General features: G+C 54.3%; 14 protein-coding genes. 4 read left to right on the top strand and 10 right to left on the bottom strand.

All coding sequences use genetic code 11. From position 1 onward, the window contains the following. Nucleotides 1-526: 526 nt before the first annotated feature. Both ahcY and metK read right to left on the bottom strand, forming a co-directional pair. Nucleotides 527-1,807 (bottom strand): adenosylhomocysteinase, encoded by a 1,281-nt coding sequence (ahcY, locus tag VFX97_07010; protein HEX5702931.1) that lies wholly within the window; start codon nucleotides 1,805-1,807, stop codon nucleotides 527-529. Between the two features lie 152 nt (nucleotides 1,808-1,959). Beyond that, complete coding sequence (metK, locus tag VFX97_07005; GenBank protein ID HEX5702930.1) at nucleotides 1,960-3,132, bottom strand: methionine adenosyltransferase; 1,173 nt, start codon at nucleotides 3,130-3,132, stop codon at nucleotides 1,960-1,962. Between the two features lie 620 nt (nucleotides 3,133-3,752). Here metK and VFX97_07000 point away from each other — a divergent pair. Next, on the top strand, nucleotides 3,753-4,121 hold the full coding sequence (locus tag VFX97_07000; protein ID HEX5702929.1) for a YciI family protein: 369 nt from the start codon (nucleotides 3,753-3,755) through the stop codon (nucleotides 4,119-4,121). Between the two features lie 53 nt (nucleotides 4,122-4,174). Next, nucleotides 4,175-4,777, top strand: a complete 603-nt coding sequence (locus VFX97_06995; protein HEX5702928.1) for a dihydrofolate reductase family protein — start codon at nucleotides 4,175-4,177, stop codon at nucleotides 4,775-4,777. A 75-nt stretch (nucleotides 4,778-4,852) separates the two neighbouring features. Here VFX97_06995 and VFX97_06990 read toward each other — a convergent pair whose 3' ends face one another. Next, nucleotides 4,853-6,160, bottom strand: a complete 1,308-nt coding sequence (locus VFX97_06990) for a hypothetical protein (GenBank protein HEX5702927.1) — start codon at nucleotides 6,158-6,160, stop codon at nucleotides 4,853-4,855. A 500-nt stretch (nucleotides 6,161-6,660) separates the two neighbouring features. Between VFX97_06990 and VFX97_06985 the strand changes: the two genes are divergently transcribed. Beyond that, entirely contained in the window at nucleotides 6,661-7,203 is a 543-nt protein-coding gene (locus VFX97_06985; GenBank protein ID HEX5702926.1) for a hypothetical protein, read from the top strand. A 78-nt stretch (nucleotides 7,204-7,281) separates the two neighbouring features. Here the strand turns inward: VFX97_06985 and VFX97_06980 are convergent, their stop codons facing one another. The 4 genes from VFX97_06980 to miaB are packed head-to-tail and all read right to left on the bottom strand — an operon-like array spanning nucleotide 7,282 to nucleotide 10,760. Next, a complete protein-coding gene (locus VFX97_06980; protein ID HEX5702925.1) occupies nucleotides 7,282-8,109 on the bottom strand; it encodes a ParB/RepB/Spo0J family partition protein in 828 nt (275 codons plus the stop codon). Further along, entirely contained in the window at nucleotides 8,102-8,857 is a 756-nt protein-coding gene (locus tag VFX97_06975; protein HEX5702924.1) for a ParA family protein, read from the bottom strand. The genes VFX97_06980 and VFX97_06975 overlap by 8 nt, the downstream gene beginning before the upstream one ends. A gap of 37 nt (nucleotides 8,858-8,894) precedes the next feature. Continuing rightward, nucleotides 8,895-9,386, bottom strand: a complete 492-nt coding sequence (locus tag VFX97_06970; GenBank protein ID HEX5702923.1) for a bifunctional nuclease family protein — start codon at nucleotides 9,384-9,386, stop codon at nucleotides 8,895-8,897. A gap of 33 nt (nucleotides 9,387-9,419) precedes the next feature. Next, nucleotides 9,420-10,760, bottom strand: coding sequence for a tRNA (N6-isopentenyl adenosine(37)-C2)-methylthiotransferase MiaB (miaB, locus tag VFX97_06965; protein HEX5702922.1), 1,341 nt, complete (start codon nucleotides 10,758-10,760; stop codon nucleotides 9,420-9,422). A 289-nt stretch (nucleotides 10,761-11,049) separates the two neighbouring features. Between miaB and VFX97_06960 the strand changes: the two genes are divergently transcribed. Continuing rightward, complete coding sequence (locus VFX97_06960) at nucleotides 11,050-11,484, top strand: single-stranded DNA-binding protein (protein HEX5702921.1); 435 nt, start codon at nucleotides 11,050-11,052, stop codon at nucleotides 11,482-11,484. Nucleotides 11,485-11,836: 352 nt separating this feature from the next. On the opposite strand, the gene VFX97_06955 is transcribed toward VFX97_06960, so the two are convergent. The 3 genes from VFX97_06955 to VFX97_06945 form a co-directional block, all read right to left on the bottom strand. Further along, nucleotides 11,837-12,676 (bottom strand): acetyl-CoA carboxylase carboxyltransferase subunit alpha, encoded by an 840-nt coding sequence (locus VFX97_06955; protein ID HEX5702920.1) that lies wholly within the window; start codon nucleotides 12,674-12,676, stop codon nucleotides 11,837-11,839. 3 nt (nucleotides 12,677-12,679) lie between these two features. Then, on the bottom strand, nucleotides 12,680-16,228 hold the full coding sequence (gene dnaE / locus VFX97_06950) for a DNA polymerase III subunit alpha (protein ID HEX5702919.1): 3,549 nt from the start codon (nucleotides 16,226-16,228) through the stop codon (nucleotides 12,680-12,682). Between the two features lie 137 nt (nucleotides 16,229-16,365). Continuing rightward, nucleotides 16,366-18,045: an AAA family ATPase gene (locus VFX97_06945; protein ID HEX5702918.1), complete on the bottom strand. Its 1,680-nt coding sequence runs from the start codon at nucleotides 18,043-18,045 to the stop codon at nucleotides 16,366-16,368. Nucleotides 18,046-18,057 lie beyond the last annotated feature (12 nt).

The raw sequence follows: 18,057 nt of genomic DNA, 5'->3' as shown, positions 1-18,057 counted from the left end.
AGAATCTTTCTCAGCGCGGTTAAGAGTTCAAGCGAGGCTGATGTTGAGGACGCAGTACTCGGAGATTTGAAGAGTAGGGCGCTTTCGCAAAAGTAAACGATGCTAAGGAGCAACACGATAAGGATGATTGACCATTTACAACCGATCTTATCGTGAAGCAGTCTGAATACTGGATCCTGGGTTACAAGCCGCTCGCTCGACACCGGCGAAACAAGATTCTGGTCTGCCGATCGAGCTTCTGGAGCGTCTGATTGGTCACTTGCGCGAGTCATGATTGGGCGACCCGGGATTGCTTCTAATACTTACCTAAGAGAGACAATCCAATAAAACTGCTACGCAACGGTTGGTTAGAGACCCCCCTCAATTTACCGTGAGGTGCACGTAACCGAACCACAGTTCGAGGCACGCTTGTCAGGTTACTGACGGAGCAACGACCAACCACCCACGCCGTATCGACATGAACGATTTCGATTTGCAGACGTATGAAGGTCCAATTCGCGCGACGATTCAGGAGTCGCTCGCGGCTCTAAGTTCCTGTTTCCCAGCTCGACATGTATTCGAGTTGTTCGGCGGTAAGCGTATCGATGGAAATTCCGAGCGCGCGCAGCTTTAGGCTCGCGATTTCCTGATCGACTTCCGGCGGCAGAAGGTGCACGCCCGGATCGAGCTTGCCTTTGTTCTTCACCAGGTACTCAACCGAAAGCGCCTGATTTGCAAAGCTCATGTCCATCACGCTGGCCGGGTGGCCTTCAGCGGCGGCGAGGTTAATTAAACGGCCTTCGCCAAGGACCATGACGCGCCGGCCATCCTTCCTTCGGTATTCCTGAACGAAGGGGCGAACATGCGTTGGTTCGCCTTCGGACTGCTCGCGCAGCGCCACCAGATTCAGTTCGAGATCGAAGTGGCCACTGTTACAGACGATCGCGCCGTCTTTCATCGAAGCAAAATGTTCGCCGTCAATTACGTGGCGATTCCCGGTGACCGTAACAAAGATGTCGCCGACGCTGGCCGCGGCTGAGATCGGCATCACGCGGAAACCATCCATCACTGCTTCGACGGCCTTGATGGGATCGATTTCAGTAACCACGACATTCGAGCCCATGCCGCGGGCGCGCAACGCGACACCTTTTCCGCACCAGCCATAACCAACCACCACCAGCGTGCGGCCGGCCAGCAAAATGTTTGTCGCGCGAATGATGCCGTCGAGCGTCGATTGGCCCGTGCCGTAACGATTGTCGAAGAAGTGCTTGGTCTGTGCGTTATTGACGGCAATCGAAGGAAAGGTCAGCACGCCGGCTTTTGCCATTGCTTCGAGGCGAACGATTCCGGTGGTCGTCTCTTCGGTGGTGCCGACGATCTTGTTCTTAAGCTCAGGCTTTTCCTTGATCATCGTGGCCACTACGTCTGAGCCGTCGTCGATGATGATGTCGGGTTCAAACTCGAGCGCTGTTTGCACGTGACGGCGATAGGTATCGGTGGACTCGCCCTTCATCGCGTAAACCGGAATGCCATAGTCGGCTACCAGCGACGCGGCGACGTCGTCCTGAGTCGAAAGGGGGTTCGACGCGATCAGCATTGATTCGGCGCCGCCGGCTTGCAACGCGCGCGCAAGGTTCGCCGTCTCGGTCGTGATGTGCGCACAAGCAACCAAGCGGACGCCCTTCAAAGGCTGCTCGGCGGCAAAGCGTTCGCGAATCAAGCGCAGTACGGGCATCTCGCGTTCCGCCCAGTCGATGCGGCGTTTGCCGTCGGCCGCGAGCGAAAGATCTTTAACGTCATGTTCCATTGCGGGCATAGCAGTACTCATTATTTGTTCCTTAAGTTCTTTCTGTAGCCAGCCGTTCGCGGCTGGGATCCAATGTTTCAAAAGCCTCCTTCAAAGGAGGCTTTTGGATGAATCTCCCGTTTTGTTACCCCGGCGTAAATTCCTGGGCTACGGAAAATCAAACTACGTAAATCCTAGACCCGAGCGGCAGAGCTTAGAGCATCACCGGCCGTGCGCAGGGCTTCCGCCTTGTCTGTCTCTTCCCACGTGAAGCCATCACCCGAACGCCCGAAGTGGCCATACGCGGCCGTCTGGCGATAAACGGGCCGGCGCAGCTTAAGCTCACTAATAATTTCCTTCGGAGTAAGAGGGAAGTGCTCGCGCACGAGTTTAGCTAGAGCGACTTCGCTAATTCGACCCGTGCCTTGCGTGTCGACGTAAACCGAGACAGGCTCAGCCACGCCGATCGCGTAAGCGAGTTGCACTTGGCATTTATCAGCCAGGCCAGCAGAGACAATATTCTTGGCGATATAGCGAGCCATGTACGCGGCTGAGCGATCGACCTTTGTCGGATCCTTGCCTGAGAAGGCGCCGCCACCATGCGGCGCATAGCCGCCGTAGGTATCGACAATAATCTTGCGACCAGTAAGACCGGAATCGCCATGCGGACCGCCGATGACGAACTTGCCGGTGGGATTAATGTGATATTTCGTGCCGTCATCCATCAAATCGCTCGGCACAGTGTGTCTGATAACGTGTTCGCCAATCTCAGCGCGCAGCTGATCGTTCTCAACCTCAGCCAGGTGCTGCGACGAAATAACGACAGCGTCCACCCGGAACGGGCGTCCGTCGCGGTACTCAACCGTGACCTGAGACTTTCCGTCCGGAAGAAGATAAGGAAGCTGGCCGGACTTGCGCGCGTCGGTCAGCCGTTCAGCCAAGCGGTGTGCCAATTGAATCGGCAGCGGCATCAGCTCAGGCGTCTCATTGCAGGCATACCCGAACATTAAGCCCTGGTCGCCGGCGCCGCCGGTATCCACGCCCATGGCGATGTCGGGCGACTGCTGATGAATCGCGCAAAGGACGCTGCAGGTTTCGTTGTCGAAGCCGTACTTGGAGCTCGTGTAGCCGATCTCGCCGATGACACGGCGGGCGATACCTTGGTAGTCGATTTGGGCTTTAGTGGTGATCTCGCCGGCAATGATGACCAGGCCGGTCGTCAAAAGCGTCTCACACGCAACCCGGGAAGCCGAATCGTCCGTTAAAGCGGCGTCAAGAATGGCGTCAGATATCTGGTCCGCGATCTTGTCGGGGTGGCCCTCAGTGACCGACTCAGAAGTAAACAAAGTTCCGTTATGATTTTCCAAACAAATGCCTCCAGAAACTCTTCTTATTGCACTCAGGCGTGAATAATAGGAATCAAAAGAACGGGAACGATAACAGCCATTTTAAAGGGGTGTCAAGGTGGGGTCGCCCGGATTTAGCCTGTTTTCGCGCTTCGGGGCTCGCTTGACCGGCCCCAATGCCAGAACCCTTTGCTTGTTACAAGATATAATCAGCCGCGGCGAAATGGGAGGTGAATTATGTTAACCAAACTTTTGTCCAGGCCCGACGCATTCCACGTTTCCGCGATTCGCTTTTGGGCGATTCGCTTCGGTCAGCAGTTAGCCGACTGAGGGACCCCAGACGGGCAGGAATTTTGGGGCTTGCGTTCTCGAATGAGAAGGACGTAAGAAGTAGATAGGCCATAGGCTGATTTCCCGCAAAGCTTGGAAGCCCCGTCCACTAATGGGCGGGGCTTCTGCTTACCCGGTCGTCCTCATGCCCGAGCCTTCCCCCCGAACCGATCCACGAGCATAAGACATTTTCTTGAATAGCTGTCGATTTGCCGTCTCACCCAACGACTATAGGACAAAGGACGATGAGCTACGGTTCCTGAGTGGAAACGAGTCATCGCAAAAACCACAGAAACCAAGGAGAAAAACGCATGGCACAGTATCTGGTTTGTAACTACATCCCCGACAACTTCGACCCGTCCACCGTAACTGAAGCGATGATCGAAGAGATCCACGCGCTTAACCGTGAATTGATTGCAGCCGGCGCCAGAAAGTTCGCCTGCGGCATTTCCCCGGCCGCCAACGCGAAGACGGTGCGGAAGCACCGCGACGGCAGGGTGATCGTCACCGACGGACCATACATCGAGACCAAGGAGCACATGGGCGGTTTTTGGATTCTGGAAGCCGCCGATTTGGACGAGGCACTTGCATGGGCGAAAAAGGCTGCCATAGCCTGCGATGTGCCCGGCGAGGTACGCGAACTTCTATTCTTCCCGGACCCGAATGCAGCGGCGGAATAGTCCAGCCAGCCGCAAAGAGAAAAAAATCAGAAGCACTCGAAGGGAACTCAGTCATGAGAAAAATTACCGTACTTGAACACATTACCCTTGATGGTGTTATACAAGCCCCAGGGGGGCCCGAGGAAGATCGGAGCGATGGCTTCGCGTATGGCGGATGGTCAGCGCCCCTTGACGACGACGCGATCGGGGCGGCCGTGAAAAAGATGTTGGACTTGCCGATCGACCTGTTACTGGGGCGCAAGACTTTTGAAATTTGGGCGGCGTTTTGGCCGCAACATGGCGACATTTGGCCCGGCGTCAACACGGCCACTAAATATGTCGCCTCGAACACCATGACTTCTTCCGAATGGCAACCCTCGGTGTTTTTAAACGGCGATGTTGCAAAAAAAATCGCGGAACTTAAGCAAGGAGAAGGACCCGATCTGCACATTTGGGGAAGCGGTAATCTGCTGCAGACGCTTATGAAGCATGATCTGATCGATAATTTCTGGTTGATGATCTATCCGATAACTTTGGGCGAGGGGAAACGTTTGTTTGCTGGGGGCGCGATCCCGGCGGCGTTCAAGGTGACAGAAAGCATTGTAGGCTCGACCGGCGTCATCCTCGTGAATTACGAACGTGCCGGTGCAGTCCAAACCGGAACATTCGCGCAATAACAACTTGAGATCGTGTCGATTTTTCGGAAGTTCTGGCGGAAATCGTTCGAACTCAAAGATTTCTTGACCTCAGTTTCAAAACCGGAACCCCACCCCAGCGCTGAACTGAAATTGATGCTTTCTCCTCGCCGGCATTTCGAATATCGGCGTACGCAGAGTCAGAAACGGCACCTGCGTGCTGCCGTAGAAAATTATGGTGTCGCCACCATCAAACCGCGTCACGATCCGCGGAGTTGGGTAAAACTCCAGCACTCCGCCAACGTCCAGTGAGAAAAACGTCCGTCGCTGGATTTGAGGCGTCGGATTATGCGGAGACGGCACGAAGTTCCACTTTGTCGTCTCGCTAAAGCTAACTGCGCCCGGCCGCACTTTGCCAAACACTCCAAACTTCTCAAACCGTTTGCCGATTTTTGGCCCGGCCTGAGCCTGTATCATGCGGCCTCCGGCACGGCCGTTGGCAAAGTTGGAAAAGGGAAAGGGAGACAAGTCTTTCGGAAAAAAGTCTGTTTGCACTTCTGCCGCGATGTTTCGTGTGAAGTTGTAAGTCAACCGGCCACCAAAACCTGACTGGGCATCCCTTCCATCGAATCCCAAGGCCGGGAGTTGGGTGTCGGCCCACACTCTCAGAAGTAGCGACGTAAATTGAACACCTGCTTCAAACTTTTGCTCGACGTCAGATCTACCCAAATTAGCATCGGCGCTGGGCGGCTCCGGGTCGCGGAAACGAAAGGCGACGCCCGCGCTGAACTGAAAGTTATGCGTTGTTCGTGCCATTGGCGGCGGCGGTATGTCAGTGAAGGAAACTGATCGCACGTCCCCCACATGAACCACAGTATTGCCCGCATCAAACCGCACCAGCATTCGACGAGACGGATAAAACTCAAGCACGCCGCCAACATCCAACGTAAAAAAGTTCTTTCGCCGAGCCTCGAAAACAGGATAAGTAAATGGCGGAAAAGGGAACCCGGTTTCGATCGTCTGAGTGCCGGTTTGGACGAGTATCTCGGGAACACTCAACAGACCGGGCCTGGCTTTTGCAAAAACTCCGAACCGTTCGAAGCGCTTGCCTGCCTTTACACCAAACTGGCCCTGGACGTTATAAGCAGCGCTGTCAAAGCCGAAGGCGAACCCACCGCGAGCGAGCAAATTGCCCTCTGCCTCGAGCGCCACATGTTTAGTCAGGTTATAACTGAATCTCGCACCGAGACCTGATTCCGATTTTATAGAGTGGGGGAAGAAAAATGGCTGAATTTCCTGACCTGTGATAGAGGTGAAGTGAACACCTACTTCGACCTTCGGGGGCTCGTTCGACTGTTGTTGAGCGTAAACACCCGGCTCAGAGAGAAACAGCAGAGCGCCGATGAGGAGCGCAGTGTGTCGCATGAGATTTTTCCTCAGTTGAAGAGGTCCTAGGCACGAGCCCACATGATACCGCACTAAACACCCACGTTCAGAAACCTGTGGATCCGGCTGCGCTCACAACTGCGGTGCAAATCGTAACCATTGAAGCAATTGAGAACGAAAAGACTTTTAAGGGCAGAAAACCTAGTTTTGGGGCAACTAACCGCCTATGACGCAAAGGTCGGGCCACCGGACAACATAATATGTATTATCGGACGCGACCAGTATCGATTGAGTTGCGAGGCCCGGCCCACAAGTCTGGGTCTTTAGGGTGCGCCTTCCCTGATGTGGAGCCTCGGGTTCGTGGTTTGAGATGGAGGCATTCTTGGTTGGCCACAACGCGAACCGCAGTCAGGACTTCACGATGGCGTTTCAACGGAGCTCAGCGACGCTCGTGGTAAGTGGTGACGATCGCCCTGTGGTTGACTGAGACTAATCGCATTGCCTACAGTGCTCTGCTGCAGGTTTCATAGTTCATAAAGATGCCGATAAAAATCGAAAATCAATACGAGGGCAGCCTGCCCCGGAATACGCTGGCAAATGTCGAGAGTGCGCTGGCAAGCGTCCCGCGCGAGCATTTAAGGGGCGTCGAGCGGCTGCGATTAGTCAGTACAGTGACCGAACCACGCGCATTAATGGCGGCCAAGGGCCAGGAACTACCCGGCCTCTATCATCCGAAACAAGGCGTAAAGGGCGCCTGGTTCGAGATCGCGATCAGTCCCCTGACCTCGGCCAACAAACCATTCCACAAGCGGATCATTCCCCGGCTTTCGTTCAAAGGAAACTTAGCGGCAGTTATTTTTTCGCTAGTCGCTCAGCACTATCACCTGACGCTGCGTCACTCAGTTAAGCGTGGCCAGGTGGAACCAGCGGTGCGGGCCTATACAGAAAAGCATTTAAAAGCGTGGAATGAGTCGCAACACAAGTTTCGCGCCAAGATATTCAAACCTCTGCAACCGACACTCGAGCGGTGGAGCAAGTCTCTCGCAAAGAAAGCGGCCGCCGAAAAGAAGAAGAAGGGTTAGGTGGCACAGACTTTAGTCTGTGACCTTCCTGATGAAAGCCGATTCGGGGAGAGCAAGAGACAGACTGAGGTCTGTGCACTACGAAACGGCATCGTCGATGCCTTGCGCCGCGTCATTAAGCGCTTCAAAAAGCTCTTCCGTGGAAACATCTGACTTCTTAAACTTTACCTCGACGCGAAATTCTCTTCCCGGCGCTTCAAACCGGTAAACAAAAGGTTCGGAACTGCCGGTGGGATCGATGTAGGCGCGTCGCGCTTTGCGCGCGCCATCACGAGTCAGACCCTGCTCGGCGATCTGCTGCGCAATCACGCGCATTGAATCATCGTCGGGCTGTCGCACGATCTGAAGCAGGAGGGACTTTGAAGTGATCTCGGCATCCCGGCACATACCCCTGACGTCAGCAGGCATAGTGGCAATCGACAAAGCTTCGGTCACGGTGCTCCGGCTCTTACCAACTTTGCGGGCCACGTCCTCGTGCGTGTAACCGAATCGTTCGCACAGCGCGCGCAGGCCGTCGGCTTCTTCCCATGGGGTCAGATCCTTGCGCTGCATGTTTTCGATTAGCGCGATTTCAGCTACCGCGCTTTCGTCAACATCCATCTCGATGCACGGAACCTCAGTCAGTCCTGCGGCCGTCGCGGCCCGCCAACGCCTTTCGCCGGCGATGATCATCCAGCGACCGAACGTCGGTTTGACCAACAACGGCTCAAGCACGCCCTTTTCTTTAATCGACGCGGTGAGTTCCGTCAGGTCGCCAATCTCCGTGCGTGGTTGGTCCGGATTGGGATCGAGTTTGTCGATCGGAATTACGCGGCCCACATGGCTGACGCGTTCCTGCGTCAACTCTTCCACATAGTGCGCGTCGTGGCGCATGCTTAAACCGGCGGGTAAACCTCTTCTAGACACGGGTCAGTACCTCTTTACAAAGTTTTTCGTACTCTTGGGCGCCCGAAGACTGCGGCGCGAATGTGAAGATTGATTCTTTGTAGGCCGGCGACTCCTCGAGCCGCACGCTCTTCGTGATCACAGTATTGAAAAGCTTCGGCCCAAAGACGCGACGAATTTGCTCGAAGACCTCTTTCCCAAGCGTAGTCCTCTTGTCGTGAAGCGTCACGAGCACGCCCAGCATTTCGAGATTGGGATTTGGCCTGGCCTTTACCTTCTCGATCGTTTCCAGCAGGTCATCCGTGCCTTCCAAAGCGAAATAGGATGACTGAATCGGAATAAGCACGTGACTCGAAGCGACCAGCGCGTTCACCGTGATCAAACCGAGTGTCGGCGGCGTGTCGATCACGATTACCTTATAGACTTTCTTCAGCGGCTCAATCCGGTCTTTCAGACGAAAAGGTGCGTCGAAATCGCCGACCAGCTTCGACTCCAGCTTCGCCAGACTGATTCGCGCCGGAATAATGTCGAGGTCTTTTTCCTTCGATTTGTAAATCGGAAGCTCTTCAGTTCCCTGCCCGTCCATCATCAGATCGTAGGCCGACTTCTCGACCGTCAAAGGATCGAGAAATGAAATTGAACTATTGCCCTGGGGATCGAGATCGAGGAGAAGCGTCTTTGAGCCGCGTCTGGCGAACGCAGCGGCGAGATTGATGGCGGTGGTCGTTTTGCCGACGCCACCTTTCTGGTTCGCGATTGCGATTATCACTCTCTGTCGTTATACCTCATCCGCAATTCGGCCTATCTTACATCGGGAGGTCGCCCGCGTCACCAATTACTTCGGGCCATTCTTCCTCAGCGGGAGCTGATTCTTCGATCGTCTCGTCGTCGGTGGCAATCGAGTTTCGCGACGCCTGAATTACTTCGAGGTCCACGAAGATTGGACAGTCAGCGCGCAACGCCAAGGCAATCGCATCTGAAGGCCGCGAATCCAGGCGCATCGGTTCGCCATTGCCGGAACTCAATTCGATGACGGCGTAGAAGGTGTTGTCGCGCAATGACGTGACGACGACGCGTTCAACTTTCATTCCCAGCTCAATGATCAGGTTGCGCAGCAGATCGTGAGTCATCGGCCGGGGCGGGGCGATTTTCTCAATCTCGAGGGCAATGGCATTTGCCTCGTAAGCGCCGACCCAGATGGGAAGCATCGTCTCGCTGTTTACATCTTTGAGAATAATAATCGGAGTGCCGCTATTCGGATCCATCATCAACGCCCGAATTTTGACCTCGATTTCCATAGCGAATCTCCCGCTTGCTCTTCCTTGCTAAAGTTACGCCGCTGCTAATGCTTCCCCATACAGGCTGTTCTTGTAGACGTTGGTAATTCTAACCTTTGCCACTTCGCCAAGTTGCATCGATTGCCGGGGGAAGTTTACGACCTTGTGACAGGTTGTGTGACCCGAAAAGTCTGCTTTAGATTTCGAACTCACGGCTTCAGCCAGCACGTTTACTTCACGACCAAGGTAACTTTCGTAAATCGTTTTCTGCTGTCGTCTTTGCAGAGCTTCAAGTTCCATGAAGCGCGCCGACTTCTCGTTCCTGGTGACGTCATCATCAAGCTTTGCGGCGGGCGTGTCCGGTCGCTCTGAATACTTGAAGATGTAAAGCGCGTCGTAACCCACGCTTTCCACCAGACCCATCGTATCGCGAAAGTCCTGCTCAGTCTCGCCGGGGAACCCGACGATGATATCACTGGTAATCGCGATCTTCCGTCGCGCCTGCTTGATGACTTCAATCCGTCGCAGATAATCAGCCGCCGTATGACCGCGTCGCATTGCGCGCAGTATGCGATCGCTTCCCGATTGAACCGGCAGGTGCACCCAGTTGCAAAGATTTTCGTGATCTTCGATCGCGGCGACGATGTCGGGATGAAAATCGCGCGGAAACGACGTCGTAAACTTAATCCGCTCGATCCCCGTCGCGGCGACGGCCCGCAGCAGACGCGAAAACAACGTCGCACCTTTGAAGTTTTCCAGCCCCGCTTCCGTCTTCGGCCGGTAGCTGTTGACGTTCTGGCCAATCAGGTGAATCTCGCGATAGCCGTAATCGCGAAGTTGCCTTATCTCGCTGACGATGTCCGTCGCAGAGCGGCTCTTTTCGCGGCCGCGCGAAAAAGGAACGATGCAGTAAGTGCAGAACTTGTTGCAGCCTTCAATGATCGGAACAAACGCGACATAGGGCGAGGTCCGCGCGCTCGCCGGCAAGTCCCACGCTTCGGTCTCCCCGCGCTCGTCCAGATCGATGATGCGGCGCTCTCCGTCGAGCGCGCGATCAATCAGGGCCGGCAGGCGATCCGTTGCACGCGTGCCCACAACCAGATTCACCGAAGGCGAGTTGTCGAAAAGCGTCCGGCCTTCGAGCTGCGCCACACAACCCATGACGCCAATGACCGGTTCGCTGCCAAGTCGCATGCGCCGGACTTCACCAATGCGCGTAAACACTTTGTGCGCGGCACGCTCACGAACGGAACACGTATTAAAAATCACAACATCCGCTTGCGCCGGCCCGTTCGTCAGTTCGTAGCCGGCATCGCGCAGACGCACGACTGCCCGCTCGCTATCAGCGACATTCATCTGACATCCAAACGTTTCGACGTAAACGCTCGCGCTCATGAGTTCAGGAGATTACGGCCTGAGTCTAGCAGATTTAGCTAACTTCTTTCTATCAATGACGCGCGGTTGTGTGATGTCATTCTTGCGTTTGCGATTCTTTGCCACTTTGCTTCTTTGCATGAAATCGTACTCCACGAAAACAGCAGGTTCACGCAAATACCCAAGCCGCAAACACACGCGAAGTAAAAACCTTGTCCTGCTTGACCAGTCGCGAACGTCTTAGTAGGATCGCCGCTCGCTTTTATACTCCTGACTCCCTTCTAGGGCGGCAGACTAACGGAGAACGAAAATGTCTTTCAATAAGATCACTCTGGTCGGCAATCTCGGTCGTGATCCCGAGTTGCGCTACACGCCGCAAGGAACTCCCGTTTGCAGTTTCAGTCTCGCCACGAACGAGCGACGCAAGGATCGGACTACCGGTGAAAATAACGACATCACCACCTGGTTTCGCGTGACGCTTTGGGGCCGCCAGGCGGAGACCGCTTCTCAGTACTTACAACGCGGGCGCCCGGTTTATATCGAGGGTCGATTGCGCGTCGAGGAGTGGACGGATCGTGACGGGAAGCCTCGTCACACGTTAGAAGTTCACGCCACGGATATGCAGTTCATCGGTGGTGGCGGTGCGCGTGATGAAGGTGCTCCGCAAGCGGCGCGAGCGGCCGCTGCGCCTCAGGACGCACCGATGCAAGCGCCCGACATGAACGATGACGACGTGCCTTTCTAGCTTTATTTGAATTTTTTTTTGAAAGTTTAGAGGCGGGCTACTGCCACCGCCTGTGGAGGCGATCACGATGGCGACTATTGTTGCCCACCGTTATCGGTGATATAAGCCCTCTGTGCTAGCCCATATTCTTTGGCTAATCCTTCAAGTAGATAAGGATAGTGCCGCCTACAAAGCAGGACAGAACTCGGTTTACATCATAGTTGCGATTATCCTGACTTGCGTCCTGGTTTACGTCGTCATAAACAGACGCAAGAAGTGACCAATCGTTACCTGACGCTACCAGTCGGATGACATGGAGTTAGTCGTGGGATTCAACCGTAGATTAAATTTCGAAGCAGGACACACTAGCGAATTAGCCAGCCACTTCAGCAATGCCCCACTTACCCAACTCTCTGAGCTTGGCGTAACGTCGTGTTAGCCGGTCTTTCGGGTTTGTGCTTACGGATTCAGCCAGTCGTGAACAGAGGACGGCATCCAGTAGCTTCGCCGTTTCGTCGTGAGATTTGTGCGCGCCTTCCTTTGGTTCGGCAATCACTTCATCAACCAGCCCCGCCTTCTTCAGATCCTGGGCCGTCAGTTTCAGTTCCTCCGCAGCCCTGGCCGCTTGCGATGAATCCTTCCACAGAATCGCGGCGCACCCTTCCGGAGAAATTACTGAATAGATCGCGTTTTCGAGCATCAGCACTTGATCGCCAACGCCGATCGCCAGCGCCCCTCCGGATCCGCCTTCACCGATCACGGTCACAATGATCGGCACGTTCATCTTGGCCATCTCGCGAAGGTTGTAAGCGATCGCCTCAGCCTGTCCACGCTCTTCCGCGTCGATGCCGGGGTAGGCACCCGGTGTGTCGATGAAACAAAAGATTGGTCGATCGAATTTTTCCGCGAGCTTCATCGCGCGCAAAGCTTTTCGATAGCCCTCGGGCTTTGGCATCCCGAAATTACGCACTTGCCGCTGCTTGGTGTCGCGCCCCTTCTGGTGCCCGATTGCCGCGATCGGCATTCCGTGAAAGCGCGCAAACCCACAGACGATCGCCGGGTCGTCTGCGTAACGACGGTCGCCATGGATTTCCACGAAGTCTTCGAAGAGCCGCTCAATGAAATCGAGGGTGTAAGGCCGATCCGGATGGCGCGCAAGCTGCACCCGCTCGAAAGCGGTGGCTGGATTCGGTTGAGTGTCCTGGTCCGCCATTGTTTAGTTCGATGCGGCCGCTGCGGCGCGCACCGGCGAAGTGTGGCCTTCCCAGTGTACTTCGCACCCAAGCGCGCGCAAGGCATCTTCGAGTTGTGTGCTGCCCTGGACTCTGAGTGATGGATGCGCGCGCATGCGCACGCGCGAGCCGTTGGATAGCACTTCGAGAAAAACATCGCATTCACCGCGCGCGTTCTCTAAAACTGCTTTCACCGATTCACACATCTTCGCTAGTTCGTCCTGGACCGGCAGCCGAATTATAACCTCAGTCGCCTTCTGCTGAATTGCCTGATCGAGTTCATCCACCTTATCGAGGATTAGTGTCGTTGAGTCGTCATTGTTCTCAACGCGGCCCGTTACCAGGACGACAGCTTCGGCGCGCAGCTTGTTGCCATGCTTGCGGAATGGTTCCGGCCAGGCAACGCATTTTACCGTGCCGGCATGATCTTCCAGCTGAAACAGCGCGAATCGATCGCCCTTCTTGGTCGTGCGCAACTGCAGGTCTTTAATCAGTCCCGCGACGCGCGCCCGCATGCCGCTCTCGTTCGCGGCCAATTCATTTGAAGCCGAGGCGCCGAGCTTCGAAATCGTCTCGCTGTAATCATCCAGCGGATGCGCCGTAATGTAAAAGCCCAGGGCCTTCTTTTCTGCCGTGAGCATCTCCACCAGCGTCCACGGTTGCACATCCGCGCGAACCGTCATCGCTGCCGGCGGAGGCGGAGGTGCAGCGCCAAAAAGATCGTCCTGCCCCATCGCTTTCGCTTTCTTCACCCGCGCGGCGCCGGCGAGCGCGCTGTCAATTTGGCCGCACAAAGCGGCGCGCCAGAGATTTGTCGGCGTCTCTCCTTTCACGGAATCAAAGGCGCCACTGCAAACCAATCCTTCCAGCACGCGCTTGTTGATTCCCCCTTCTTCAAGGCGTTCGGCGAAATCGGTCATCGATTGGAAAGGCCCGCTCTGGCGCGCCCGGATAATCGCGCTGACACTTGCGAACCCAATTCCCTTAATCGCGGCCAGTCCATATCGAATGGCGCCTTTGAGAGGTGTGAAGCCGACGTCACTTTCGTTAACGTCCGGCGGGAGCAGCTCAATTCCCTGCCCTCGCATTTCTTTCGTGTACTTGAAAACCTTGGCCGTGTCTTCAATTTCGTTCGAGAGCACGGCGGCATAAAAGTGTTCCGGATAGTGGGCCTTAAGATACGCCGTCTGGAAAGCGAGATACGCATAGGCAAGACTGTGCGCTTTCACGAATCCGTAGTCCGCAAACTGCCGCATCAGCGAGAAGATCTGCTGCGCCTTGTCCTGCTTGATGCCGCGCGCGACCGCCCCCAGGACAAATTTCTGTTCCTGTTCGGCCATCTCCTCGCGGTTCTTCTTTCCCATTGATTTGCGCAGGCTGTCGGCCTCAGCCATTGTGTACCCGGCCAGCTTCTGGGCCAGGAGCATCGCTTGCTCCTGATAAATGATTACGCCCTGCGTGGACTCGAGAATCTCCTTCATCTCAGGCACGATGTAGCGGACGCTCTTCTTCCCGTGATACCGCTGAATGAAGTCGTCCACCATGCCGCCGTCGATTGGCCCGGGGCGATAGAGCGCGTTAAGGGCGGAGAGATCCTCGATGCTCTTGGGCTTAAGCTTCCGGCAAAGCTCGGCCATCCCACCGGATTCAAACTGAAAAATCGCATCCGTGCGGCCTTCGCCAAACAGTTGCATAGTCTTCGGATCGTTAAGCGAAACCTTTTCCCAAAGGATTTCCTCTGTAAGCGATTGCTTTATGCTCTTTAAGCAGTCGCTTATGATGGTAAGCGTATTAAGCGCGAGGAAGTCCATCTTAAGAACGCCCACCTTCTCCAGGTCGGTCATTTCGTACTGCGTGGTGACCTCGTCCTTGGCTGAGACGGCGATGGGAATGAGTTCTTCGAGTGGCTCAGGAGTAATGACTACGCCCGCCGCATGTACCGAAACGTGCCGGGCGCAGCCTTCAAGCCGGCGCGCCAGGTCGATTAGGTCACTCACCTGCGGATTTGTTTCCATCGATTTCCGCAGTTCGGGCACCTGTTCAATGGCTTGGGTGATGCTCACGTTCCGGCCGCGCACGGGCGGCGGTATCATTTTGGAGATGCGATCGACCTCGGCGTAAGGCATGTCGAGCGCGCGGCCGACGTCTTTGATAGCAGCGCGCGAGGCCAGCGTTCCGAAGGTCACGATCTGACAGACGGAGTCGCGGCCATAGAGCTCGGCGACGTGATTAATGACTTTTCCACGCCCGCGCACGCAAAAATCAATATCAATATCGGGCATCGACACGCGTTCAGGGTTAAGGAATCGCTCGAAGAAGAGGTTATACCTTAAAGGATCTACATCAGTGATCCCGAGACAATATGCGACCAGCGACCCGGCTGAGGACCCACGGCCAGGCCCGACCGGGATGCCATTCTCCTTCGCGTACTTCACAAAGTCCCAGACGATCAGGAAGTAACCCGCATAGCCCATGCGCTTAATGACCTGCATCTCGTGCCACAAGCGCTTCTCGTAATCTTCCATGGGGCAGGTCAGCGTTCCATTCGCGAGTTCGCCGTCCCACACACGCTCTTTCCGGGTCTGATAACCGTCGCGCACGACCTTCTCGAAGTACTCGTCCGATGACAGGCCAGATTCGCTGGCGGGTATCGGGTAGTTCGGCAGGTAGTTGATGCCCTTGGGCATCTCGAGGTCGCACATGTCGGCAATCTCGACCGTGCGAGTCAAAACCTCGGGAAGCTCGGCTCCGAAGATCTGCCACATCTCATCAGGCGAGCGAACATAGAAGTTCGGCGTCTTGTACTTCAGACGGTTCTCATCGTTAACGGTCTTGCCTGAGCCAATGCACAGCAAGAGGTCATGCGCGCGCGCATCGTCCGGCATCAGGTAATGCGCATCGTTCGTCGCGACCAGAGGTATTCCCGTTTTCTTTGAGAGTTCGACCAGAGGCTTTCGTATGCGGGCCTGCGCCTCGAGACCGTGCTCCTGAATCTCGAGGAAGTAGTTCCCTTTCCCCATGATGTCCTCAAACTCGAGCGCCTGAGTCGCAGCATCTTCGAAACGATCCTGAGCTAAGAGAGCCGAAGGCACGCCGGACATGCATGAGGAAAGCGCGATCAAACCCTTGCTGTGTTTCGCGAGCAGCTCTTTGTCGATTCGCGGCTTGTAATAGAAGCCTTCGGTAAAGGCTTTGGACGTCAGGCGGGAAAGGTTTTTGTAGCCTTCGAGGTCTTTCGCCAGCAGAATCAAGTGATGATTTCTTTTTTCTCCCGCGGCGGTGGCACCCGCTCGATCTTTCCGGTTACCGATGGCGAGATAGGTCTCGCATCCGATAATCGGCTTAATCCCCTTCGCCTTCATCGTGTTGTAGAACGTGATTGCGCCGTACATGTTGCCGTGATCGGTCATCGCGCACGCGTTCATGCCCAGCGTTTCCAGGCGTTCGGAAAGGGGTTTGATTTGGATTGCGCCGTCGAGCAGGCTGTAGTCGGTGTGAAGATGAAGGTGAACGAACGGTTTTCCCTGCGTCATCATTAGTCCTGGAAGCCTTCAATTAGTACTGGAAAGCCGGCAGTGCGGGAACTGCTTCTCTGGCGGGACACACTATATCACGTGCTGTCCGGCAAGCAACTGAACTAGATATGGGATGAGTGATTTATTGAAGGCTGCTAGGAGAGCTTTAGACCCTCGAAAACGGTTTCAAAGTTTTTCTTAGTTTCCTTCGAAAGCCTTCCAACTATCTCTACCTTTCTTGCGTGGTAGAAAAGCGTTGCGATCACTTTTTGGAAGGAACTGTTATTTGGTATGTCCAACTCATTCTTGATCATTCTTATGTCGTTACCTGTGAAAAGATTCTGCAGTATCCGGTTCTTGCTCCTCTCTAACGGTAACAGAAAGAAATGCCGACGGGCCATCTCCTCCCCGAACATTTCCTCTGCCCTGGCTCTGCTTCTCCGCCCGCTATCATCATTGTCCCAAAGTACACAATAACTAACGTGCCAAGCGATCATTAATGAGATGTAATACCTTACCGAGTCCGCGCCAACGGAGGGAAGAATGTTGACATTGCGACCTTGCTTCAACATTTCCAACGCGTAATAGTCGTAGATACCCTCCGTAAGAATTACGCGATCTTGCGTCAAATCAAGTAGGAATGGTTTGATGTGTAGAGCGTCAATTATGGGTTGGAACGCAGATCTGCGCTCGAGGATATTACCAGAGTGTTCGTGGATGGAAATGAGTTGAATATTTCCATTGCCATCTTTGTCAGCGACCTTAATGGTGCTTAGTGGGATGACTTCCGGATCGAGCAGATAATGAGAGTGCGTGCAATAAAGAACCTTGTTCCTATTGGAGAGTTGCTTCAGTTTTGAGCAGAGTTTGCTTTGAGCAGACGCGTGGAGGAACGAGCCCGGCTCATCCAACAGATAGACTGTGTTGTCTCCCTCGTCGACTACCTTGGGATTAAATTCAAGTTTCATAACAAAATTGAAAAACCAGAAAAAGCCCTTACTCCGATCTCGCACAAAAAAGTAATGCTCGTCGCCGTTTACATCCCTCTCTACAATATCTAGCTTTAAAAAATCTCCTCCTCCAGTTTCAAATTCCAATGAAATTTGTAATGCATCTGTGTCGTCGAGTCGGAAGTTCTGCCACTCCCGCGTTAACGTCTCGTTAAGCTTACGATTAACTTTGGCTAAGACACTCTTCCTTCGACGTTCCTCCATACCTTTCAAGGAAAAAACTGAAAAAGCCGGGTCCGTTTGTTTGAACAACTGTTCCAGAATAGAAAGCCACCCGGCGGTCGAACCATCCGCTTGCTTTACAATCTTTATTCGTTCATCAATCGAATCACGGAAGTCATCAAAGTATAGAATCCAAGGCAGTCCTCTTAGGATCTGTTGCGCTGCCAAATCATTGAATTCAATATCAGTAAATACCGCACTTTCAATGCTGTATTTTTTCGTTCTTAAATTGCGGGTAATTCTAAGTGGATTTGGGAGTTGACGCCGTCTGCGCTTATAAAGACGTGCTTTCCTAACATTTTCAGGGGGTTCTTTAATATCATCCAACCTCTCAACAAACTCTTCTTCGGAAAGCTCTATTTCTGCAGTTATTCTCGGAGGTGGAGACGATGTTCTGTATAGATTGGTCGTATCTTTTAAGTGACGACCGTTATCATTGAGCGAATCGTTGAAAAAATCGAACGCAAAAATCGCATGGAGGATTGTAGTTTTGCCGCACTCGTTCACGCCGATTATCGGCGTGAGTGACTGTTTGTGAAGGTCGATAACTAAAGGACCTGTAATGGCCCTATAGTTTTGTATTGTGAACTTGCGAAATCGCATGTGGGCGCGAAA

Source organism: Pyrinomonadaceae bacterium (assembly GCA_036277115.1).
Classification (GTDB): domain Bacteria; phylum Acidobacteriota; class Blastocatellia; order Pyrinomonadales; family Pyrinomonadaceae; genus UBA11740.
This window is presented reverse-complemented; position numbering and strand designations above follow the sequence as displayed.